Source organism: Streptomyces sp. NPDC059740 (assembly GCF_042733155.1).
Lineage (GTDB): Bacteria > Actinomycetota > Actinomycetes > Streptomycetales > Streptomycetaceae > Streptomyces.
This window is the reverse complement of sequence record NZ_JBHWGP010000003.1, coordinates 327,736-350,158: the sequence shown is the minus strand read 5'-3', so window position 1 is coordinate 350,158 and position 22,423 is coordinate 327,736. Positions and strand designations below refer to the sequence as shown.

Genomic DNA, 22,423 nt, shown 5'->3' with positions numbered 1-22,423 from the left:
GACCAGCTCCATGGCCGTGACCCGCACGAACACCCGGCCTTCGGGGTGATCGTGCGGGTCGGGTCGTACCGGCGTCAGCCGGCGGCCCCGCCGCCCGACCGCCCCTCGCCGCCGGGGGTGCGGCCCGCCGAGGTGGTGTCGGGTTCCGCCGCCTCCCCGCTCGTCCAGCTCGCCAGCAGCCCCAGCGACTGGGCGGAGGGTGAGCCGGGCTCGGCGTGGTACGTCACCAGCTGCTGGTCGCAGTCGGCCGGCAGCGTGAACGACTCGTAGGAGAGCGTGAGGCGGCCCACCAGGGGGTGGCGCAGGTGCTTGACCCCGTACCCCTTCTCCTTCACGTCGTGGGCGGCCCACATCTTCCGGAAGGCCTCGCTCTTGACGGACAGTTCCCCGACCAGCTCGCTCAGACGTGGGTCGTCCGGGAAGCGGCCGGCGTCCAGCCGCAGGAACGCCACGACCTCCGTCGCCTTGCGCTCCCACTCCTCGTACAGGTCGCGGGCGGCGGGGTCGAGGAAGATCTGCCAGGCCATGTTGCGCCTCTCCCGCGGCAGCTGCGTGAAGTCGCCGAGCAGCGCGCGGCCCAGCCGGTTGCCGCCCAGGATGTCCAGCCGCCGGCCGACGACGTAGGCGGGCACGTTCTCCATCGCGTCCATGAGCTGCTGGAGGGCGGGTCGGATGCGCTGCGGCGGGCAGGAGGTCCGCCTGGCCGCCCGCGATACGGGCTTGACCAGCCGGTTGAGGTGAGCGCGCTCGGTGGCGTCCAGCCGCAGGGCCGTCGCGATCGCGTCCAGCACCGCCGAGGAGACGTTCTGCCCGCGGCCCTGCTCCAGCCGTGTGTAGTAGGCCACACTCACGCCGGCCAGCTGTGCCAGCTCCTCCCGGCGCAGGCCGGGGACCCGGCGGCGGCCACCGAAGGGGGCGATGTCCACGTCCTCCGGGCGCAGCCGGGCACGCCGCGAGCGCAGGAACTCACTCAACTCGGTCCGCTGGTCCATACCTCCAAGTATGCGGGTACCGCCGTCCCACCAGGGTGGTTCTGCTGGTGGTAGGCACAGTGGACCTACGTTCAAGGGGGCGCTGGCCCCCCTTGGAGGCGTTGGGCATCCTCGGAAACATGACCGAGAACGTGATCACCGCCTACGCAGCCCCGACCGCCAACGCCCCGCTGGAGCGCACCACCGTGCCGCGCCGCGAGGTGGGGCCGCGTGACATCGTCATCGACATCAAGTACGCGGGGATCTGCCACTCCGACATCCACCAGGCCAAGGACGAGTGGGGCGGCGCCATCTTCCCGATGGTCCCGGGCCACGAGATCGCCGGCGTGGTGGCCGAGGTCGGCAGCGAGGTCACCCGGCACGCCGTCGGCGACCGGGTCGGCGTCGGCTGCATGGTCGACTCCTGCCGCGAGTGCGAGAACTGCCGCGCCGGCCTGGAGCAGCACTGCACCGGCAACCCCGGCACCGTGATGACCTACAACGGCCGCCACCACGACGGCACCCCGACCTACGGTGGCTACGCGACGCAGGTCGTCGTCGACCAGGACTTCGCCCTGCGCATCCCGGAGTCCCTGTCGCTGGACGTCGCCGCCCCGCTGCTGTGCGCCGGCGTCACCGTCTACTCCCCGCTGAGCCGCTACGGCGCCGGCCCCGGCAAGCGCGTGGCCGTCGTCGGCCTCGGCGGCCTGGGGCACATGGCCGTCCAGATCGCCCACGCCATGGGCGCCGAGGTGACCGTGCTGAGCCAGTCCCTGCGCAAGAAGGAGGACGGCCTGAAGCTCGGCGCCGACGAGTACCGCGCCACCTCCGACGCGACGACCTTCAAGGAGCTCGCCGGCTCCTTCGACCTGATCGTCAACACCGTCTCCGCCGACCTGGACCTGGACGCCTACCTCGGGCTGCTGCGGGCCGGCGGCACGATGGTGCAGGTGGGCGCGCCGGAGAAGCCGGTGAGCCTGTCGGTCTTCTCGCTGCTGGGCGGCGGGAAGTCGATGGCCGGCTCCATGATCGGCGGAATCCCCGAGACCCAGGAGATGCTCGACTTCTGCGCCGAGCACGGCATCGGCTCGAAGATCGAGCTGATCGAGGCCAAGGACGTCAACGAGGCGTACGAGCGGGTCCTCGCCGGCGACGTCCGGTTCCGCTTCGTGATCGACAACGCCACGATCTGACCGGTCACCGGGTTACCGGGTCACCGGCTGACGGGGTGCCTGGCGCTGCGGCGTCCACGCCCCGCCCCGGGCCGCACCCCGTCGCGGGCACCTGAAGCCTCCGCCCGCCAGGCCCGCCGCCGCCCCTCGGGGCGGCGGCGGGCCTGCGGCGTGCCGGGCCGGCGGACGCCGCGCGGGGCCTCACCCCGCCCCCATCCCCAGCCGTTCCCAGAAGTGCCGCCGTACCTCGGAGAGGTACTCCCGGCCCGCGCGTGCCGCCTCGCCCGCGCTGCTTCCGCCGCCCCAGTGGGCGGTGGCCACGGTCCGGCGGTGGTACTCGTCGTGCAGGTGCTCCAGCGCCTCCCGCACCCTCTCCTGCTCCAGCGCCAGCATGGTGCGGACCGGCTTGACGTACGCCTGCCACCTGGTCGTCGCCGCGTACCGCAGCAGCTTCTCCAACTGCTCGCCCCGGCCCGTGAGTTCGACCAGGGTCGGCAGGCCGAGGCCCAGGATCTCGCCCAGCAGCACCGCCTGCCGGGCGTCCCCCGTCCACCGCCCCTCCGCCTCGACGCGCTCGTACGCCGCCGCGCTCATGCCCAGGCGCAGCGCCACGTCGCTCGCCGCCACACCGCGGGCCGTCCGGTGCTCCCGCAGCGTGCGAGGCTCGCCCAGCAGGTCACCGGGCGCACACCACAGGGCCCCCGCCAGGGCGAGCAGCTCCCGCCGGTCCGGCAGCGACCGGGCCGCCTCCCAGGACTCGACGGTGGACGGCAGCACCCGCAGCCCGTAGGCGGCCCACATGCCGTGGGCGACCTGGGCGGGGGTCATGCGCAGGGCGAGGCGTAGCCGGCGTGCGGCGCCGGCGTCGAAGGCCGACGGCCCGGGGGAGTCCCCGTGGGGCGTGCTCATCGGCACACCGTAGGAAAGCGGACGGGTCGGGGTCCACGGTGCGAAACGCCGAGCCGCAGCTCCGTAGCAACCTACGGACACCCCGCCGCCCCGCAGCCCACGGACCTCCCGGTCGCCCGGGCGCGGCGCGAGCCCCCCGCCGGGCCGCCGCCCCGAGCACCCCGCCGAGGCGATCTTTATACGAACGCAACCCGGACGAGGGTGACGGCGGCGGCGCTGACGTGCATAGTCGCCGGGACTGCCTACCTGCGAAAACGGGAGGTGGCGCCCTGGGAGGTACCGGGGCGTGTGTGCGGAGTCCTCCCACCGTGAGCGCCGGCCAGGCACTGGCCCCGGCCGGCACGGTGGCGAGGAATCCCGAGGAGAGACTCAGAGGAGAGAGCCGTGGCCCCACCGACACCGTCGCCCCGACCCGCCCCCGCCGACGAGCCGTCCGGCGCCGGCGGTACCCCGCCCGCCGGGAAGGCGGCGGCCCCGCGGGCCAGGCGCGACCGCACCCACTACCTCTACCTCGCCGTGATCGGCGCCGTGATCCTCGGCATCGTCGTCGGGCTCGCCGCCCCCGGCGTGGGCGTGGCACTCAAACCGCTCGGTGACGGCTTCGTGAGCCTGATCAAGATGATGATCTCGCCCATCATCTTCTGCACGATCGTGCTGGGCGTCGGTTCGGTCCGCAAGGCCGCGAAGGTCGGCGCGGTCGGCGGACTGGCCATCGGCTACTTCCTCGTCATGTCCACCGTCGCGCTCGCCATCGGCCTGGTGGTCGGCAACATCCTGGAGCCCGGCTCGGGGCTGCACCTGACGGAGGCGATGCGGCACGCCGGGCAGGCCCAGACCGAGGGCGGCGGCGAGTCGGGCACCGAGTTCGTGCTCGGCATCATCCCCACCACCCTGGTCTCCGCCTTCACCCAGGGCGACGTCCTGCAGACGCTGCTGGTGGCCCTGCTCACCGGGTTCGCCCTCCAGGCGCTCGGCAGCGCCGGCGAGCCGGTGCTGCGCGGCATCGGGCACCTGCAGAAGCTGGTCTTCCGCATCCTGTCCATGATCATGTGGGTGGCGCCGGTGGGTGCCTTCGGTGCGATGGCGGCCGTGGTGGGGGCGACCGGCGTGGACGCGCTGAAGTCCCTTGCCGTCATCATGGTGGGCTTCTACATCACCTGCCTGCTCTTCGTGGTCGTCGTCCTGGGCACGATCCTGCGGCTGGTGGCGGGCGTGAACATCTTCCGGCTGCTGAAGTACCTGGGCCGGGAGTTCCTGCTGATCCTGTCGACCTCCTCCTCGGAGTCGGCGCTGCCGCGGCTCATCGCCAAGATGGAGCACCTCGGGGTGAGCCGGCCGGTGGCGGGCATCACCGTGCCGACCGGCTACTCCTTCAACCTCGACGGCACCGCCATCTACCTGACGATGGCCTCCCTGTTCATCGCCCAGGCCATGGACAAGCCGCTGGCCCTGGGTGAGCAGATCTCCCTGCTCGTCTTCATGGTCATCGCCTCCAAGGGCGCCGCCGGCGTCACCGGCGCGGGGCTGGCCACGCTCGCCGGCGGTCTCCAGTCCCACCGGCCCGAACTGGTCGACGGCGTCGGCCTCATCGTCGGCATCGACCGCTTCATGAGCGAGGCGCGCGCGCTGACCAACTTCGCGGGCAACGCCGTGGCCACGGTCCTGGTCGGTACCTGGACGAAGGAGATCGACAAGCCCCGGGTCGCCGAGGTGCTCGCCGGCCGCCTGCCCTTCGACGAGGCGACCCTGGCCACCGAGGGCCAGGCGGAGCCCGCCGAACCCGGAGCGAAGCCCGCGCCCACCGGGTCGGACACCGACGACGCGGCGGAGCCGACGGCGGTGTGACCCACCGCCGGGCACTGCCCGCAGCCCAGGCGCAGGGACCGCGACCACCGGTTGCGGTCCCTGCGCCTATCCTGCTGCGGTGCCGCACCTCGTCGCCCACCTCACCGACCGCGTCCGCATCCGCCCGCTGGTGCAGGGCGACGCCCCCGCGATGCTCGTCGCCTACCTGCGCAACCGGGAGCACCTGCGCCCCTGGGAACCGGACCGCAGTGCGGAGTTCTTCACCCTCGCGGGCCAGCGCGCCTACGTGGGGCACCGGGTGGCCGAGCAGGAGGCGGGACGGTTGCAGGGCTGGGTCCTGCTCGACGGCGACCGGATCGTCGGCACCCTGACCCTGTCGGGCCTGGTCCGCGGCCCGTTCCGCAGCGCCGATCTCGGCTACTGGGTCGACGCCGAGTACACCGGCCGGGGGCTGGCCACCGCGGCGGTCGACCGAGTGTGCCGCGCGGCCGAGGCGGACCTCGGGCTGCACCGCATCCAGGCGGGTGTCCTGCCCGTCAACGCCGCCTCGCAGAGCGTCCTGGAGCGCTCCGGCTTCACCAGGATCGGACTGGCCCCCGACTACCTGCACATCGCCGGCGCCTGGCGCGACCACCTCCTCTACCAGCGCATCCTGCACACACGGCCGCTGCGGTGAGGGCGGCACGGGGGCGCGGGACCCGCCGCGCGGCGCCGCCGGCCCCCGGCCACCCCTGCCGCTGCCCTCAGCGGGTCGTGTGCGCCCCGCCGTTGACGTGCACGGTCTGCCCGGTGAGGTGGCGGGCCCCCGGCGAGGACAGGAAGTACACGGTTTCCGCGATGTCCTGGGGCGTGCCGGCCCGGCCGTTGTGGGTCTCGGCGACCAGCGCCGCCTCGCGCTGCGGGGTCAGACCTCCGCCGAAGAAGCCGGTCTGTCCGACGTAGCCGGGGGAGACGGTGTTGCACGTGACGCCGTGCGGGGCGAGCTCCGCGGAGAGGGCGGCGCTCCACGCGCCCAGTGCCGCCTTCGCCGCGCCGTAGGAGCCGCCGCGCCGCTCCGCCCCGATGGAGCCGATGCTGACGACGGCACCCGGTGACCGCAGCCGTCCCCGTACCGCCTCGGTCGTCAGTACCGCGCTGAGCAGGTTCAGTTCCAGCTGCGCCTGCCAGTGCGCCCGCACCCGTCGCAGCGGATGGTCGTCCTCGCCCTCGGGCACCAGCCCGCCGGCTGCGTTGACCAGCACGTCCAGCGCCCCCTCGGCCGAGGCCCGGTCCAGGGCGGTGCCGAGGGCCGCCACCTGGTCGGGGTCGGTGGCGTCGCAGCCGATGCCCACCGCCCCCACCTCCTGGGCGACCTCGGCTGCGGTCTCCGGGTTGCGGCCGGTGAGCAGGACGTGCGCGCCCTCCATGACGAAGCGCTCGGCGACGGCCCGGCCGATGCCGCTGGTTCCGCCGGTGACCAGCACGGTGCGGGACACAGTGCCTCCTTCCGCGGGCCGCACTCCGGCCCCTCGATGCTAGGTTTAGGTCTAAACGTAACCTCGGGAAGCAGGGACGGGGAAGTGGTGGACGGATCTTCGCAGGACCGCGGCGGCGACGAAGGCTCCCGCGACGGATGGGTCCCCCCACCGCTGACGCGTGACCGGCCGCCCTACCCGGCCCGGGAGGTCGCCGAGGCCTGGAACCGCGAACGGCCCGGCACCCCTACCGGGTCGATCGAGATCGTCACGCCCATCTGGTGGCTGGGCAAGCTCTTCGCCGCCGACCGCGACCGTGCACTGCGGGCCGCCGGCATCGACGCCGCCACCCTCGACCTGCTCTCCGTCGTCCGCCGCGCCGGTCCGCCCTACTCCCTGAGCACCCGTGAGATCGCCGCACGCTCCCTGGTGACGCCGGGGGCGGTGTCCCAGCGGGTCGCGCGTGCCGAAGGCCAGGGACTGGTGACGCGGGCTCCCGGTACGGGCCGACGCACGGTCATGGTCTCCCTCACCTCCGCCGGGCACGCCCTCGTCGAGTCCGCCGTGGACGAGGTGCTGGGGCGTGAGGCCGCGCTCGTGGCCGGGCTCACCGAGGGGGAACGCGACCAGCTCGTCGGCCTGCTGGACCGGCTGCTGACCGAGGTCTCCGCCCGCCTCCCCCGCCCGGCGGACTGAGGGGTCCTCAGCGCCCCGCGTCCGCCGTCGCCCCGGCCGTCCCCGTCGTCCCGCGCACCGCCGGGCCCGCCAGGGCCAGGACCGCCATGTCGTCGTCGCGCACCTCGCCCGTCCAGTCGTGCACCGAACGGAACAGCAGGTCGATCAGGTCGGCGGGGGCCACCTGCGCCGGCGGATGGAGCCGGGCGAGCGGGTCGTAGAAGACGCCGTGGTCGTCGCGGGCCTCGGTGACACCGTCCGTGACGCACAGCAGCACGCCCCCCGGCGGGACCGAGAAGGCCTCCACCCGGGGGCCGTCGGGGGAGAGGGCCCCGAGCCCCAGCGGCACCCCCGGCTCGGCCGCACTCAGCTCGGTCAGCCGCCCGCCGTGCGCCAGGTAGGGCGGCGGGTGGCCGCAGTCGACCAGCCGGAGGGTGGTGCAGTCCCGGTCGACCTCCCCCACCAGTGCGGTGGCGAAGCCCTCGTCGAAGGCCGGGCTGCCCGCCCCCACGTCCTCGGTGATGTTGCGCACCACCGCCTCGTCCAGCCGCCGGGCCACCGCCACCAGTTCCTCCTCGGTGCCCGCCCGCTCCCGGAAGGCACCGGTCAGGACGGAGACGGCGGCCACCGCCGAGAGGCCCTTGCCGCGCACGTCGGCCACCAGGAACCGCAGACCGCCCCCGGGCGCCCGGCGCACCGCGTACAGGTCGCCGCCGATCTGCGCCTCCGCACTGGCCGCCTCGTACCGGCAGGCCAGCCGCAGGGCACCCACCGTGGTCGGCGGGACCGGGATGATGGCGCGCTGCAGGCTCTCCAGTGCGCCGTGCGCGAGGGAGAGCCGGTCCTGGGCGCTGGCGAGCCGTCCCCGCTCCAGGGTCAGCCGGGCCGACTGCCGGGCCAGCAGCCGGTTGATGGCCAGCGCCAGGAGGGCGGCCAGCACCACGTTGGCCAGCAGGGTCGCGTCGTACTCCGCGGAATCACGCTGGAGCACACCCGAGGCGACGGCCAGCGTGACGCCGATCGCCGCGGTCCAGGCGGTGTAGCGGAAGGAGAGCGCCGCCGCCGCCGTCATCGCCGCCAGTGAGGCGAGCGGCGCCCCGGTGTACGGCTCCGGGGTCAGGGCGTCGGTCGCGACCGCCGCCAGCAGGAGGAGGGGCGGCACCCAGGGGATGACGCGTGACAGGCGACGCCACGTCCGATCCATGCGGGCAGTTTATGCCGTACGTGGTGGTGTGCGAGGTATGTCGCCGTGCGGGGGACGGACGCTGCCGGCCGGCGGGGGCGGGGCGGCCGGCAGCCGTGGACCCGCCCCCGCCGGGCAGGTCACCGGGCGGGACGGAACCAGACGGTGGCCAGCGGCGGCAGTACCGGTGCGATGGAGGCCGGACGTCCGTGCTGCGGTACCGGCTCCGCCTTCAACGGCTCCGGGTTGGTCACCCCGCCGCCCCCGTACCGCGACGCGTCGGTGTTGAGCACCTCCTGCCAGGCCGCCACCGTCTCCGGCACCCCCAGCCGGTAGTCGTGGCGCACCACCGCCGAGAAGTTCGAGACGGCCAGCAGCGGGGAGCCGTCCGCGTCGATCCGGAGGAAGGCCAGGACGTTGTCCTGGGCCGCGTCGCCCTCGATCCAGGAGAAGCCGGCCGGGTCGGTGTCCAGCTGCCAGAGCGCGGGGGTGTCGCGGTAGGTCAGGTTGAGGTCGCGCACCAGGTCGCGCACGCCCCGGTGGTCCGCCTCGGCCGCGTAACTGGGGTCCAGCAGCCACCAGTCCGGTCCGTGGCTCTCCGACCACTCCGCGCCCTGTGCGAACTCCTGCCCCATGAACAGCAGTTGCTTGCCGGGGTGGGCCCACATGAAGCCCAGGTACGCCCGGTGGGTGGCGCGCTGCTGCCACCAGTCGCCCGGCATCTTCGAGACCAGCGACCGCTTGCCGTGCACCACCTCGTCGTGCGAGATGGGCAGCACGTAGTTCTCCGAGTAGGCGTACACCATGGAGAAGGTCATCTCGCCGTGGTGGTGGCTGCGGTGCACCGGGTCGTGCCCCAGGTACTGGAGCGAGTCGTGCATCCAGCCCATGTTCCACTTCAGCCCGAAACCGAGGCCGCCGAACCCGCCCGGGCCGACGTGGTGGGTCGCCCGCGTCACCCCGTCCCAGGCCGTCGACTCCTCCGCGATGGTCACCACCCCGGGGCAGCGCCGGTAGACGGTGGCGTTCATCTCCTGCAGGAAGGCCACCGCGTCCAGGTTCTCCCGGCCGCCGAACCGGTTGGGTGACCACTGGCCCGCCTCGCGGGAGTAGTCCAGGTAGAGCATGGAGGCGACGGCGTCCACCCGCAGCCCGTCGATGTGGTACTCCTCGCACCAGTAGACCGCGTTGGCCACCAGGAAGTTGCGGACCTCGGTGCGCCCGTAGTCGAACTCCAGCGTCCCCCAGTCCGGGTGGGCGGCCCGCTGCGGATCGCTCGGCTCGTACAGCGGCCGGCCGTCGTACTCGGCCAGTGCCCACTCGTCGCGCGGGAAGTGGGCCGGCACCCAGTCCACGATCACGCCGATGCCCGCCCGGTGCAGCGCGTCCACCAGGAACTTGAAGTCGTCCGGGGTGCCCATGCGGGCGGTCGGCGCGTAGAAACCGGTGACCTGGTAACCCCAGGAACCGCCGAACGGGTGCTCGGCGACCGGCATGAACTCCACATGGGTGAAGCCCAGGTCCCTTACGTAGGCCGGGAGTTGTTCGGCCAGCTCGCGGTAGGTCAGCCGGGGGCGCCAGGACGGCAGGTGTACCTCGTACACCGAGAACGGCGCCTGGTGCACAGGCCGTTCGGCCCGGCGCGCCATCCACTCCCCGTCCTGCCAGGTGTGGTGGGAGACGTGCACGACGGAGGAGGTCGCCGGCGGGCACTCGGTGCGGCGGGCCAGCGGGTCGATGCGGACGGTGTGGGTGCCGTCCGGCCGGGTGAGGTCGAACTTGTACAGCTCGCCCTCGCCGACGCCCGGCACGAACAGCTCCCACACCCCGGTGGCGCCCAGCGAGCGCATCGGGTGCGCCGTGCCGTCCCAGTAGTTGAAGTCACCGACCACCCGCACCCCGCGGGCGTTGGGCGCCCAGAGCGTGAACCGGGTGCCCGACACCCCCTGGTGTGTGGTGGGGTGCGCGCCCAGCGCACGCCACAGCTCCTCGTGACGGCCCTCGCCGATCAGGTGCAGGTCGAAGTCGCCGAGCGAGGGCAGGAAGCGGTAGGGGTCCTCCAGGCACACCTCGTCCCCGGCGCCGTAACGCACCGACAGCCGGTAGGGCGCCGCTTTCTCGTCCCCCGGCAGCACCCCGCCGAAGAAGCCGTCCCCCTCGTCCAGCAGTGGCGCCCGCAGCCCCTCGGCGACCACCGTGACCGCCTCCGCGTACGGCCGCAGGACCCGCACCAGGGTGCCGCCTTGGGCGGGGTGCGCCCCCAGCACGCCGTGCGGGTCGTGGTGGGTGCCCTCCAGGAGGCGGCTGCGGTCCCCCGCGTCCAGTGACGGCGCGGCGGACACCTCGACGGTCCGCCGGGCCGCCGGGCCGGCCTCCGTGTGGGCCCCGTCGGCGCCTGCCGGTCCGGCACCGGCGGGCGAGGTGCGCTGGGCGGGCGGGTGGTCGCCACCGGCCGCGTCCCGGTGTGCCGCGGCGGTCGCGTCCTCGCGGGGCGGGGCGGGGGCGGCGGCGCCCCGGGAGCGGCGCCCGCCCGGCGCCGGGTCGGCGGTCGGCCGGGTACCGGAGGCCGCGGGCGGCGGCGCGGGGGCACGGCGGTGTGCGGCGGGCTCGCGGCCCGCGCCGCTGGGCGGGGGAAAGGACGGGGGACGGGCGGTCACGACGGGGTCCTCCTCGACGGGGGAACGCGGAAACGGGGAACTCGGAGCCGCACGGGGGGCGCGGGCCGCCACCGGAACACGGCCGGGCCGGGGCGACGCCCGCCCCGGCCGGAAGCCGCGCCGGCCCACCGGACGGACCGGGAGCGCCGGACGGACCGGGCCCGCCGCGCGGGACGGCGGCCGGTGACGGGCGGCGGGCGGCGGCGGAGCGCGGCCCGGCGGCCCGGCCGCGCCTGCCCGGGCCTCACGAGGCCGGGCCGGTGGGCGGCGGCGAGGCGGGGGCCGCTACACCGGCCGGGGCGCCCGCCCCCACGGTGTCGGCCGACTGCCCGCCGGCCGCCGCCGCGAGCCGGCGCACGGCCGCCAGCGGCACCGGCAGCCAGTCGGGGCGGTGGCGTGCCTCGTACAGCACCTCGTAGACGGCCTTGTCCGTCTCGTAGGCCCGCAGCAGTTCCGGCACCGCCCGCGGGTCGGGCCCGCCGGCCTCCGCGTAGCCGTCGCAGTACGCCTCGCGGGTGGCGCGCGCCCACTCCAGGGACCAGGCGTCACCACCCGAAGGTCCGCTGGAGGCCGCGTAGTCGAAGGATCGCAGTATCCCGGCGATGTCCCGCACCGCGGGCTCAAGGCGGCGCCGCTCGGCCAGCGGCCGGGACGGTTCGCCCTCGAAGTCGATCACGGCCCACCGGCCGTCGCCGGTCCGCAGCGTCTGCCCCAGGTGCAGGTCGCCGTGGATGCGCTGCGCCGCCCAGCCCCGCTCCTCGCCGCCGAGGTCACGCAGCGCGTCGAAGGCCCGGCGCAGCCCGTCGCAGTACGGCCGCAGGGCCGGCACCGCCCGGGCGGTGGCCTCCATCCGTTCGGTCATCCCGGCGGCCACCGCGTCGAGTTGGGGCCGGCGCAGCCGCACGGTGGGCAGCGAGCGGGCCAGCTCGGTGTGGACCTCGGCCGTCGCGTGGCCCAGGGAGCGCGCGGCTGCGGTGAAGTCGGAGCGGACCGACAGGGCGTTCAGCGCCAACTGCCAGCCGTCGACGGAACCGTGCAGGAAGGGCTGGAGCACCCCCAGCGTCGTGGGCTCCTCCGCGGCGGCCGGGCCACCGCCCGCCGCCGGCGCGCCGGCGGGCTCCGCCTCGAACCACGCGGCGGGGGCCGGGACCCGCCCGCACCCCGCCCGGGCCAGGGTCAGCGGCAGCTCCAGGTCCGGATTGCGGCCGGGGGAGACGCGTCGGAAGATCTTCAGGATGTACGCGTCCCCGAAGACCACCGAGGAGTTGGACTGCTCGGCCGTGAGGGGCCGCGCCAGCAGGCCCGGCGGCACGGTGGCCGCCGCCTCGCGGTGGAAACGCAGCGCCCCCAGCCGGCCGGGGGCGCGCAGCCGCTCCATCAGTACAGCGCACAGCCGCGGGTCCAGCAGTGCGTCGTAGACCGTGAGGCCGGCCAGCGGGCCGCCACGCGGCCGGCCCACCAGGGCGCTCGCCAACCGCGGCGGCAGTGTGTCGTGGACCCCGAGCAGGAGTTGGTAGCAGTCGGGCGTCCCCAGTGCCTGCGGCGGCCCGGACTGCTCGGCGCGGATGAGGAGATGGAGCAGGCCCGGGCTGCCGCCGGGGCCCGGGCAGGGCAGCACCTCGGTGGCCGAGACCGGCTGGAACCCGGTGACGGGGCGGCCCTTGCCCGCGAACCAGCGCTGCCTGGGCAGCCACTCCCGCAGCAGCGGCTCCAGGGAGGGCAGCAGGGCGGGCGTGGTGGCGCCGCCCGTTCGGTGCGGCGGCGCGAGTCGTTCGGTGGCGTGGGTCGAGGCGGTTTCCGACATGCGTCGAGTCCTTTCCCCGGGCACACGACAGTAGGGCAGAGTGTCCCGGAATGCGGCCTTGGCGTTGCGGCGGCACGGTGGGGGTACCCCCAGACGGAGTCCGGGCGGGGCACCCCGGAGGGGTGGGGCGGGACCGGAGGGGACCCGCGCGCGGTGGTCGCCGCACGTGGGCGAACCGGCCCGGGCCGAGCGGATGTAGGGAAGCGTGCCCGGGCAGCGCAACGGAAAACGCCCGTACGCGAGCTCGCGTACGGGCGGGGGGAACTGGCATCTTCCGAAGGCACGCGCCGGACCGCGCGGCGGCGGCCCGGGCCCGGGTGGGGGTCAGGTGCGCTCCGGTGGTGCGGGCGGCCTCGGGGACGGCGCGCCCGCGGACGGCGGGACGGTGGGACGGGCGGGTGGGGTGACGGGGGTGGCGGGCCCCTGGGCCGCGGCGGGTGCGACCGCCTCGGCCGGGGCGGTGCCGGACGGCTCCGAACGCCGCAGCCGGAACCAGTAGAAGCCGTGCCCCGCCAGCGTCAGCAGGTAGGGCAGTTCACCGATGGCCGGGAAGCGCACCCCGCCGATCAGCTCCACCGGGTTGCGGCCGGCGAACGCCCGCAGGTCCAGTTCGGTGGGCTGCGCGAAACGGGAGAAGTTGTGCACGCACAGCACCAGGTCGTCCCCGTACTCGCGAAGGAAAGCGAGGACGGCCGGGTTGGAGGACATCAGCTCGGTGTAGGTGCCGAGGCCGAACGCCGGGTTCTGCTTGCGGATCTCGATCATCCGGCGGGTCCAGTGCAGCAGCGAGGAGGGGCTCGACATCGAGGCCTCGACGTTGGTGACCTGGTAGCCGTAGACCGGGTCCATGATGGTCGGCAGGTACAGCCGTCCCGGGTCGCTGGAGGAGAAGCCGGCGTTGCGGTCCGGGGTCCACTGCATCGGGGTGCGCACCGCGTCGCGGTCGCCCAGCCAGATGTTGTCGCCCATGCCGATCTCGTCGCCGTAGTAGAGGATCGGCGACCCGGGCAGCGAGAGCAGCAGTGCGGTGAACAGCTCGATCTGGTTGCGGTCGTTGTCCAGCAGCGGTGCCAGCCGCCGGCGGATGCCGATGTTGGCGCGCATCCGCGGGTCCTTGGCGTACTCCGCGTACATGTAGTCGCGCTCCTCGTCGGTGACCATCTCCAGGGTCAACTCGTCGTGGTTGCGCAGGAAGATGCCCCACTGGCAGCCGGAGGGGATCTCCGGCGTCTTGGCGAGGATCTCGGAGACCGGGTAGCGCGACTCCCGCCGCACCGCCATGAAGATGCGGGGCATCACGGGGAAGTGGAAGGCCATGTGGCACTCGTCGCCGCCCCTGGCGTAGTCGCCGAAGTAGTCGACGACGTCCTCCGGCCACTGGTTGGCCTCCGCGAGCAGCACGGTGTCCGGGTAGTGCGCGTCGACCTCGGCCCGTACCCGCTTGAGGAAGCCGTGGGAGGCGGGGAGGTTCTCGCAGTTGGTGCCCTCCTCGGCGTAGAGGTAGGGCACGGCGTCCAGCCGGAAGCCGTCGATGCCCAGGTCCAGCCAGAACCTGAGGGCGGAGATCATCTCCTCCTGCACCGCGGGGTTCTCGTAGTTGAGGTCCGGTTGGTGGGAGAAGAACCGGTGCCAGTAGTACTGCTTGCGGACCGGGTCGAAGGTCCAGTTGGACGCCTCGGTGTCGACGAAGATGATCCGGGCGTCGCTGTAGCGCTTGTCGTCGTCAGCCCACATGTAGTAGTCGCCGTAGGGGCCTTCGGGGTCCTTGCGCGACTCCTGGAACCACGGGTGCTGGTCGCTGGTGTGGTTCATGACGATGTCGATGATGACCCGGATGCCCCGCTGGTGGGCGGCGTCGACGAACTCCACGAAGTCGGCCAGGTCGCCGAACTCCGGGAGCACGGCCGTGTAGTCCGACACGTCGTAACCGCCGTCCCGCAGAGGGGACTTGAAGAACGGCGGCAGCCAGAGGCAGTCCACCCCCAGCCACTGGAGATAGTCCAGCCTTGCGGTCAGGCCCTTGAGGTCACCGATGCCGTCGCCGTTGCTGTCCTGGAAGGAGCGGACGAGGACCTCGTAGAAGACGGCGCGCTTGAACCAGTCCGGGTCGCGGTCCCTGGCCGGTGTGTCCTCGAACTTGTCGTGGACGGGATCGTTGACGATCAATTGGGTGACCCTCCGATCGATGAGGACGGCCGCAGGGTGAGGATGTGCGCGGGCGCTGGGCAGCGGCCCGGCTCCAGACGCACATAGTTGTCCCTGCCCCAGTGGTAGGTGTCGCCGGTGAGCTCGTCGCGCACCGGGAGGGACTCGTGCCAGTCCAGCCCGAGTGCCGGCATGTCCAACGAGACCGTCGCCTCGTGGGTGTGGTGCGGGTCGAGGTTGACCACGGTGAGGACGGTGTCGGCACCCTCACGCTTGGAGTAGGCGATCACCGCGTCGTCGTCGGCGTGGTGGAAGTGCACGTCACGCAGTTGCTGGAGCGCCGGGTGGCGGCGCCGGAGCCGGTTGAGGGTGGTGATCAGCGGGGCGAGCGAGGTGCCCTCGCGGGCGGCCCGCTCCCAGTCGCGGGGCCGCAGCTGGTACTTCTCGGAGTCCAGGTACTCCTCGCTGCCGGGCCGCACCGCGCTGTTCTCGCAGAGCTCGAAACCGGCGTACACCCCCCAGGACGGCGAGAGCGTCGCGGCGAGCACGGCCCGGACCGCGAACGCCGGCCGGCCGCCCTCCTGGAGGTAGGCGTGCAGGATGTCGGGGGTGTTGACGAAGAAGTTGGGCCGCATGTACGCGGCGGTCTCCTCGGCAAGTTCCCGTGCGTACGCGGTGAGTTCGTCCTTGGAGTTGCGCCAGGTGAAGTAGGTGTAGGACTGCTGGAAGCCGACCTGGGCGAGCGCCCGCATCATCGCCGGCCGGGTGAAGGCCTCGGCCAGGAAGATCACGTCGGGGTCGGTGCGACCGATGTCGGCGATGACCTTCTCCCAGAAGGCGACCGGCTTGGTGTGGGGGTTGTCCACCCGGAAGATCCGCACCCCGTGGTCCATCCACAGCCGCAGTACCCGCTCGGTCTCGGCGACGATGCCCGCGAAGTCGGTGTCGAAGTCGACGGGGTAGATGTCCTGGTACTTCTTCGGCGGGTTCTCGGCGTAGGCGATGGTGCCGTCGGCACGGTGGTGGAACCACTCGGGGTGCTCCTTGACCCACGGATGGTCCGGCGAGCACTGCAGGGCGAAGTCGAGGGCCACCTCCATGCGCAGCTCCCGCGCCGTCTGCACGAAGTGGTCGAAGTCCTCGAAGGTGCCGAGGTCGGGGTGGATCGCGTCGTGGCCCCCCTCGGGGGAGCCGATGGCCCACGGCGATCCGACGTCGTGGGCGCCGGCCGAGAGGGAGTTGTTGGGGCCCTTGCGGAAGGCGGTGCCGATGGGGTGGACGGGCGGCAGGTACACCACGTCGAAACCCATGGCGGCGACCGCGGGCAGGCGGGCCGCCGCGGTGCGGAAGTTCCCGCTGACCGGCGGCCGGCCCTCCTGGAGCACCGCCCCCTCCGAGCGCGGGAACATCTCGTACCACGACCCGAACAGCGCCCGGCGGCGCTCCACCAGCAGCGGCACCGGCCGGGAGGCGCTCACCAGCTCGCGCAGCGGGTGCCGGTCCAGGACCGCGGAGACCTCGGGGGTGAGGACCGCGGCCAGACGGGTCGCCGCCGGCAGTTCGCGGTCGCGCAGCACGTCGACCGCGGCGAGCACCGTCTCGCGTCCCGCCCGCTTGGGCACCCCGGCCGCGGCCCGCTCGTGCAGCGCGGCGCCCTCGGTCAGGACGAGTTCGGTGTCGATGCCCGCGGGGACCTTGACCTGGGCGTGGTGGCGCCAGGTGGCCACCGGGTCCGACCACGCCTCGACGACGTAGGACCACCTGCCCTCGGCGGTCGGGGTGACCTCCGCCCCGAACCGGTCGGTGCCGGGGGCGAGTTCACGCATGCGGGTGGATCCGGCGGTCCGCCCCGAGGGGCCCCGCAGGACGACGTCGGCCGCGACCGCGTCGTGTCCCTCGCGGAAGACCGTGGCGCTCACCTGGAAGGTCTCCCCGACCACCGCCTTGGCCGGCCGGCGACCGCAGTCGACGAGGGGGGCGACGTCCAGGACGGGGATGCGGCCGATCATGGGACCACCTGCGGTTCGTGGCGTTTTAGGGGGATTCGCTCTTTGTATCTTCTCCGTGGGGGCCGTACGTGCGGGCATGGACGCTCCTGTGCGCTTTCACTCGGTTGGCGGGGCGGCAGGGCTGCGCGGGACGTACACCGGGGGAGCCTTCCCACCCGCGGCGGGAGGGCAATCCGGCCCTTGCGTTAACTTCTGGTACGTAACCGGCCATCGACCCACGGGTGTCGGGCCGTGGTGCCGAGTGCCACCCGCCCGGAACGACCCGGGTGGGCACGGTGGAGAACCCCGGGCCCGGTGGGCCCGCGGGGGGCGGGGGCGCCGGTCGGACGCGCCGCTGGATGACCGCCCCGGCCGGCCGGGCCGACGCCCCCGTCTTCTGGGTACCACCCCTGCCCCGGATCACACCGGCAGGAGCAGGCCAAGTCCGCCTGTGACACCCGGTGATGGGGAGACCGGTCCGTTGGGTGCGCGTCCTGCGGCCCGGGAGGCCCGCTCTGCTGGACACTGCGCCATTGATCTTTGGCCAATGCGTTGCTGACTGTGCGTCAGGCTAGGGAAGGAGGGGTACGAACGCGCGGAAGTGACGGCCGGTTCGCCGCGTGAGAGCTGCCCGGCGCCGCACCGGGAGCTACCGTCGAAGGGTGAAGGCCATTCGTCGTTTCACCGTGCGTCCCGTCCTGCCCACCCCCCTACGACCCCTGGACGACCTCGCCCGCAACCTCCGCTGGTCCTGGCACGGCGCCACCCGGGAGCTGTTCCGCGCGATCGATCCCGACGGCTGGCGGCAGGCCGGAGAGGATCCCGTGCGCCTCCTCGGCTCGGTCTCCGCTGCACGTCTGACCGAACTCGCCGGCGACGAGGTGTTCCTGAGCCGGCTCGCCGAGGCCGCCGCCGACCTGCGCGACTACCTCAGCGGGCCACGCTGGTACCAGAGCGGGCCGGCCGGCGACCAGCCCGCCGCCGTCGCCTACTTCTCCCCCGAGTTCGGCATCACCGCCGCTCTGCCCCAGTACTCCGGCGGCCTGGGCATCCTGGCCGGCGACCACCTCAAGGCGGCCAGCGACCTCGGGGTGCCCGTGGTCGGCGTCGGCCTGCTCTACCGCCACGGCTACTTCCGCCAGTCGCTCAGCCGCGACGGCTGGCAGCAGGAGCAGTACCCCGTACTGGACCCGGCGGAGCTGCCCCTGGAGAGGCTGCGGGAGGCCGACGGCTCACCCGCCCTCGTCCCACTCGCCCTCCCCGGCCACCGCACCCTCCACGCCCAGGTGTGGCTCGCCCGGGTCGGCCGGGTGCCGCTGCTCCTGCTCGACTCCGACGTCGAGGACAACGACCCCCGCGAACGCGAGGTCACCGACCGGCTCTACGGCGGCGGCAGCGAACACCGCCTCCTGCAGGAGATGCTGCTGGGCATCGGGGGCGTGCGCGCGGTCCGGGCGTACTCCCGCCTCACCGGACACCCCGCCCCCGAGGTCTTCCACACCAACGAGGGCCACGCCGGGTTCCTCGGCCTGGAGCGCATCCGGGAGCGCGTCGCGGACGGCCTCGGCTTCGAGGCGGCCCTGGAGGCGGTGCGCGCCGGCACCGTCTTCACCACCCATACCCCCGTCCCCGCCGGCATCGACCGCTTCGACCGCGACCTGGTCGCCCGCCACTTCGGCGAGGACGGGGAACTGCCCGGCCTCGGCGTCGAACAGGTGCTGGCCCTGGGCAGCGAGGAGGCGGCGGACGGCGGGAGCGGCCTGTTCAACATGGCCGTCATGGGACTGCGCCTGGCCCAGCGCGCCAACGGCGTCTCCACCCTCCACGGCCAGGTCAGCCGGGAGATGTTCGCCGGCCTCTGGCCCGGCTTCGAGCCCGAGGAGGTGCCGATCACCTCCGTCACCAACGGCGTCCACGCCCCCACCTGGGTCGCCCCAGAGGTGGTGGCGCTGGGCGCCCGCACCCTGGGGGCGGACCGCCTGACCGAGGCGCTGACCGTGGGCGGCTCCGACCACTGGGACGCGCTCGCCGAGGTGCCCGCCGCCGAGGTCTGGGAGCTGCGCCGCACCCTGCGCGGCCGGCTGGTGACCGAGGTCCGCGACCGGCTCCGCGCCTCCTGGCGCCGCCGCGGGGCGGCGGAGGCCGAACTCGGATGGATCGACGGGGTGCTGGACCCCGACGTCCTCACCGTCGGCTTCGCCCGCCGCGTCCCGTCCTACAAGCGCCTCACCCTCATGCTGCGCGACCCCGAGCGGCTGCGGCGGCTGCTGCTCCACCCCGAGCGCCCGCTCCAGATCGTCGTCGCCGGCAAGGCCCACCCCGCGGACGACGGGGGCAAGCGCCTCATCCAGGACCTGGTGCGGTTCGCCGACGACCCCGCGGTGCGCCACCGCATCGTCTTCCTCCCCGACTACGGCATGGCGATGGCCCAGCGGCTCTACCCGGGCTGCGACGTCTGGCTCAACAACCCGCTGCGGCCCCTGGAGGCCTGCGGTACCAGCGGCATGAAGGCGGCGCTCAACGGCTGCCTCAACCTCTCGGTGCGCGACGGCTGGTGGGACGAGTGGTACGAGAGCGACTTCGGCTGGGCCATCCCCACCGCCGACGGTGAGGCGGTGGGCGAGGAGCGGCGCGACGAGCTGGAGGCCGGGGCGCTCTACGAGCTGCTGGAGGACCGGGTGGCGCCGCGCTTCTACGACCGCGGCGCGGACGGCGTCCCCGACCGCTGGGTGGAGATGGTCCGCCGCACCCTCGCCGGGCTGGGCCCGAAGGTGGTGGCGGGCCGCATGGTCCGCGAGTACGTCGAGCGCCTGTACGCCCCGGCGGCCCGCTCGCACCGTGCGCTGACCGCACCGGCCGCGACGGAGCTGGCCGACTGGAAGGCCGGCGTCCGGCAGGCCTGGCCGGCCGTCACCGTCGACCACGTCGAGGCCGGCCCGTGTCCGGGGGAGGAGGACGTCGCCGAGCTGGGCGGCACGGTCACCCTCCGGGTCCGCGTCGGGCTGGACCGGCTGGCGCCGGAGGACGTGGAGGTGCAGGTGATCGCGGGCCGGGTGGACGAGGCGGACCGCATCACCGGCGCGGCCACCACGGTGCTGAAGCCGGTGGGCGGCGCCGACCTGGCAGGGCGCCGGCTCTACGAGGGGCCGCTGCTGCTGGACCGCACCGGGCCGTTCGGCTGGACGGTCCGGGTGGTGCCGACCCACCCGCTGCTGCCCGACGGGCGCGGCGGCACCGAGCTGGGCCTGGTGGCCTGGCCGCCGCAGGGCACCGGCGAGGAGGCCGGGGTGCTGCTGCGCTGAGGGCCCGGCCAAGGTCGACGTCCATGGCCGTTTCCCCCGCCACGCAGACGGCCCGCCCCCGGCAACCCGGGGGCGGGCCGTCTCCCGACGTCGTCAGGCCAGGTCGCCGCGCTTGACGGCGTCGACCAGGGCGGCGAACCGCTCCACCGGCGCCAGCAGCGCCGGGCCGCTGGGGCGCTTGCTGTCCCGGATGGCTGCCACCTGGGCGTTGACGACTCCGAACTCGACGCAGTTGCCGGAGTCGGAGAACGTCGACTTCCACCAGCGAACCGGCAGGGTCGACGAGTCCGTGACGTTGCTCATGAGTGCTTTTCCCTTATCTCTGCGATGCGTTGGACTGACGCCTCTGCGGGCAGCGCGGCCGCTTGCAACCGTTCGAAAGCCCGCCGGTAGGTTTCCACCTGATCGCTGTCCTCTACGTACAGCGAAGATGAGAGTTGCTCGACGAACGCCACGTCGAGATCGATGTGCCCCTCGAACCCGAGCAGGGAGTACGACCCCATCTGACCAACGTGAGGTGGTGCGTCGATGGGGAGGACCTGAATCGTGATGTTGGGTCGCTTCGCGAGCATCAGAAGACGTGAGAGCTGGTCACGCATGACTCCCTCACCCACGCAGCGAGTGTGCAGCACCCCTTCACTGATCACCGCCCACAGGTCCAGCGGATGGTCTCGCGTGAGCACGGCCTGACGGGCGAGACGTACCTCGACCAGGGCATCGACGCGTTCCTCGACGGCGTCCGCCATGCCGATCGCACCCATGAGTTCGCGTGCGTACTCGCCGGTCTGCAACAGACCAGGAATGACTCCGAGCTGGTAGGTGCGGACTGCAGTCGCGTCAGTTTCGAGTGAGATCAGGTCCTCGTACACCGGAGAGAGGACGGCGCGGTAGGACTGCCACCATCCGCGCTGGGCACCTTCTCGCGTCAAGGCGAGGAGAGCGGCGCGCAGTTCTGTGTCCGACACCCCGTAGAGGGTCAGCAGCGCGTCGACGTCCGCCGGCTTGGCTGCGGTCCGGGCGGTCTCCAGTCGACTCAACTTCGCGGTCGTGAACGGGGACGCGCTGACGGCGCTCTTCTCGGCGACGTCGTCAAGGGTCATCCCGAGTCCGTCGCGCAAGGCGCGCAGCTTCGCTCCCAGTCGACGGCGTCGCACCGTCGGTGTGGACATGGGCCCCCTCCTGTCGTCGTCGTGACCGACAGTCTGCCCCTGCTCAGCGTGCGGTGTCACCCGGGTGCCGCACGGCTGGCGCACTCCTGTCGCTCAAAAATGCAATTTCTCAGATTCTATAGGCGAGATTGCGATGTGATGCGAGACACATGCATGCTGTACCTGCGGGGCGTACGCATTTGGCTTCAAAGCGTCACGACCCCGACTGCCTGTTCATGCCCGAATCGAGGAGCTTGCATGGGGCACCCCAATCCAGTCGCATCCCCCGAGGCGTATTGCGCACCACCCACAGGTCCCCCACCCCACCTGCTCCTCGCGAAGGATCCACAGGCCCCCAGGCAGGCCAGGGAGTTCGCGCGTCAGTTCGTGAGCTACCACGTTCCGGGGATCGACCCTGATCGCCTCGACGCAACAGTTCTGGTGGTCAGCGAGTTGGTCACCAACAGCGTCCGCTACGGCACCGAACCCGGTGACGCGATCTGCCTGACGATGGTCGCCTCCGCCCGCGGCGTCCGGATCGAGGTCGCAGACCCGGTTCGGCGCCGGCCGCGGCTGTGCGAGGGCGGCGACGAACGCGTGCGGGGGCGGGGCTTGTACCTGGTGGCCGTGCTGGCGAGCAGGTGGGGCGTCGAGTCCCAGCCGCTCGGTAAGTCGGTCTGGGCGGAGCTGACATGGGTGAGGTGAACCTCTGCCCTGTCCCCGGCCCCGGGTTCATCGCCGACCTGACCGTGTCGACATGGCTGGACACGACACCGGCCGGCCCTGTCGCCTGGCTGCTGTTGGGGCACTCCGGGCGCCTGCCGGGGGGCCGCGACGCACGACGACGTCGAGGCGGGGCTGACGGGCATGGCGGACGCCATGGGGCTGGCGCCGGTCGCCCGGTGCGTTCCCGATTCTGGAGCGCGTCTCACCGTGCGGGGCCCTCTCGTGACCTTGGACTACGGTCACCCGGCCTTCGAGTTGAGCCTTCCCCGCCCCGGGGCCGCATGGCGGGAGCACGTGCTTAGCGGTGCAACGGCGTGCGCGGTGATCGGTCTCGATCCCCTCCCGCCGGGGGCCGGTCCGGACGCGGTCGACGCGTACCTCACCCGTACGAGGGTGTCGGCACGGGCCCGGTGCGGTGAGATCAGGGTCCGTACCCGGTGGGAGACCCGACGGGCCGTCCGGCAGCAGTGGTGAACGGGCGGC

At 73.2% G+C, this 22,423-nt stretch carries 16 protein-coding genes; 6 read left to right on the top strand and 10 right to left on the bottom strand.

All coding sequences use genetic code 11. The features are described 5' to 3' along the window. Positions 1-74: 74 nt before the first annotated feature. On the bottom strand, positions 75-992 hold the full coding sequence (locus ACFV3R_RS06195) for a helix-turn-helix transcriptional regulator (RefSeq protein ID WP_385576272.1): 918 nt from the start codon (positions 990-992) through the stop codon (positions 75-77). Positions 993-1,111: 119 nt separating this feature from the next. Between ACFV3R_RS06195 and ACFV3R_RS06190 the strand changes: the two genes are divergently transcribed. Beyond that, positions 1,112-2,164 carry an NAD(P)-dependent alcohol dehydrogenase gene (locus ACFV3R_RS06190; RefSeq protein WP_385576269.1) on the top strand — a complete coding sequence of 351 codons (1,053 nt, stop codon included), beginning with the start codon at positions 1,112-1,114 and terminating at the stop codon, positions 2,162-2,164. 180 nt (positions 2,165-2,344) lie between these two features. Here the strand turns inward: ACFV3R_RS06190 and ACFV3R_RS06185 are convergent, their stop codons facing one another. Beyond that, a complete protein-coding gene (locus tag ACFV3R_RS06185) occupies positions 2,345-3,052 on the bottom strand; it encodes an XRE family transcriptional regulator (protein WP_385576266.1) in 708 nt (235 codons plus the stop codon). Positions 3,053-3,436: 384 nt separating this feature from the next. Between ACFV3R_RS06185 and ACFV3R_RS06180 the strand changes: the two genes are divergently transcribed. Beyond that, positions 3,437-4,897, top strand: a complete 1,461-nt coding sequence (locus tag ACFV3R_RS06180; protein ID WP_385576264.1) for a cation:dicarboxylate symporter family transporter — start codon at positions 3,437-3,439, stop codon at positions 4,895-4,897. Between the two features lie 79 nt (positions 4,898-4,976). Beyond that, positions 4,977-5,534 carry a GNAT family N-acetyltransferase gene (locus ACFV3R_RS06175; RefSeq protein WP_385576261.1) on the top strand — a complete coding sequence of 186 codons (558 nt, stop codon included), beginning with the start codon at positions 4,977-4,979 and terminating at the stop codon, positions 5,532-5,534. A gap of 67 nt (positions 5,535-5,601) precedes the next feature. Here ACFV3R_RS06175 and ACFV3R_RS06170 read toward each other — a convergent pair whose 3' ends face one another. Continuing rightward, positions 5,602-6,333 (bottom strand): SDR family NAD(P)-dependent oxidoreductase, encoded by a 732-nt coding sequence (locus ACFV3R_RS06170; RefSeq protein WP_385576258.1) that lies wholly within the window; start codon positions 6,331-6,333, stop codon positions 5,602-5,604. Between the two features lie 87 nt (positions 6,334-6,420). Here ACFV3R_RS06170 and ACFV3R_RS06165 point away from each other — a divergent pair, with 87 nt between their 5' ends. After that, positions 6,421-7,008 carry a MarR family winged helix-turn-helix transcriptional regulator gene (locus ACFV3R_RS06165; protein ID WP_385576482.1) on the top strand — a complete coding sequence of 196 codons (588 nt, stop codon included), beginning with the start codon at positions 6,421-6,423 and terminating at the stop codon, positions 7,006-7,008. A gap of 7 nt (positions 7,009-7,015) precedes the next feature. On the opposite strand, the gene ACFV3R_RS06160 is transcribed toward ACFV3R_RS06165, so the two are convergent. The 5 genes from ACFV3R_RS06160 to ACFV3R_RS06140 all read right to left on the bottom strand — a co-directional run bounded on the left by ACFV3R_RS06160 (position 7,016) and on the right by ACFV3R_RS06140 (position 16,785). Next, complete coding sequence (locus tag ACFV3R_RS06160; RefSeq protein WP_385576255.1) at positions 7,016-8,191, bottom strand: PP2C family protein-serine/threonine phosphatase; 1,176 nt, start codon at positions 8,189-8,191, stop codon at positions 7,016-7,018. 119 nt (positions 8,192-8,310) lie between these two features. Continuing rightward, the gene (gene glgB, locus ACFV3R_RS06155; protein WP_385576252.1) at positions 8,311-10,827 is read right to left on the bottom strand and encodes a 1,4-alpha-glucan branching enzyme; all 2,517 of its coding nucleotides are present in this window, start codon (positions 10,825-10,827) and stop codon (positions 8,311-8,313) included. Positions 10,828-11,071: 244 nt separating this feature from the next. Beyond that, the gene (locus ACFV3R_RS06150; protein WP_385576249.1) at positions 11,072-12,631 is read right to left on the bottom strand and encodes a maltokinase; all 1,560 of its coding nucleotides are present in this window, start codon (positions 12,629-12,631) and stop codon (positions 11,072-11,074) included. A gap of 324 nt (positions 12,632-12,955) precedes the next feature. Beyond that, a complete protein-coding gene (gene treS / locus ACFV3R_RS06145) occupies positions 12,956-14,797 on the bottom strand; it encodes a maltose alpha-D-glucosyltransferase (RefSeq protein ID WP_385576247.1) in 1,842 nt (613 codons plus the stop codon). Then, positions 14,794-16,785 carry a maltotransferase domain-containing protein gene (locus ACFV3R_RS06140; RefSeq protein WP_385576244.1) on the bottom strand — a complete coding sequence of 664 codons (1,992 nt, stop codon included), beginning with the start codon at positions 16,783-16,785 and terminating at the stop codon, positions 14,794-14,796. The genes treS and ACFV3R_RS06140 overlap by 4 nt, the downstream gene beginning before the upstream one ends. Before the next feature lie 641 nt (positions 16,786-17,426). Between ACFV3R_RS06140 and glgP the strand changes: the two genes are divergently transcribed. Next, a complete protein-coding gene (gene glgP / locus ACFV3R_RS06135; RefSeq protein WP_385576242.1) occupies positions 17,427-20,066 on the top strand; it encodes an alpha-glucan family phosphorylase in 2,640 nt (879 codons plus the stop codon). 93 nt (positions 20,067-20,159) lie between these two features. On the opposite strand, the gene ACFV3R_RS06130 is transcribed toward glgP, so the two are convergent. Both ACFV3R_RS06130 and ACFV3R_RS06125 read right to left on the bottom strand, forming a co-directional pair. Beyond that, entirely contained in the window at positions 20,160-20,369 is a 210-nt protein-coding gene (locus ACFV3R_RS06130; protein WP_385576238.1) for a DUF397 domain-containing protein, read from the bottom strand. Next, positions 20,366-21,235, bottom strand: a complete 870-nt coding sequence (locus ACFV3R_RS06125) for a helix-turn-helix domain-containing protein (protein WP_385576235.1) — start codon at positions 21,233-21,235, stop codon at positions 20,366-20,368. The genes ACFV3R_RS06130 and ACFV3R_RS06125 overlap by 4 nt, the downstream gene beginning before the upstream one ends. 99 nt (positions 21,236-21,334) lie before the next feature. Between ACFV3R_RS06125 and ACFV3R_RS06120 the strand changes: the two genes are divergently transcribed. Next, entirely contained in the window at positions 21,335-21,919 is a 585-nt protein-coding gene (locus ACFV3R_RS06120; RefSeq protein ID WP_385576479.1) for an ATP-binding protein, read from the top strand. Positions 21,920-22,423 lie beyond the last annotated feature (504 nt).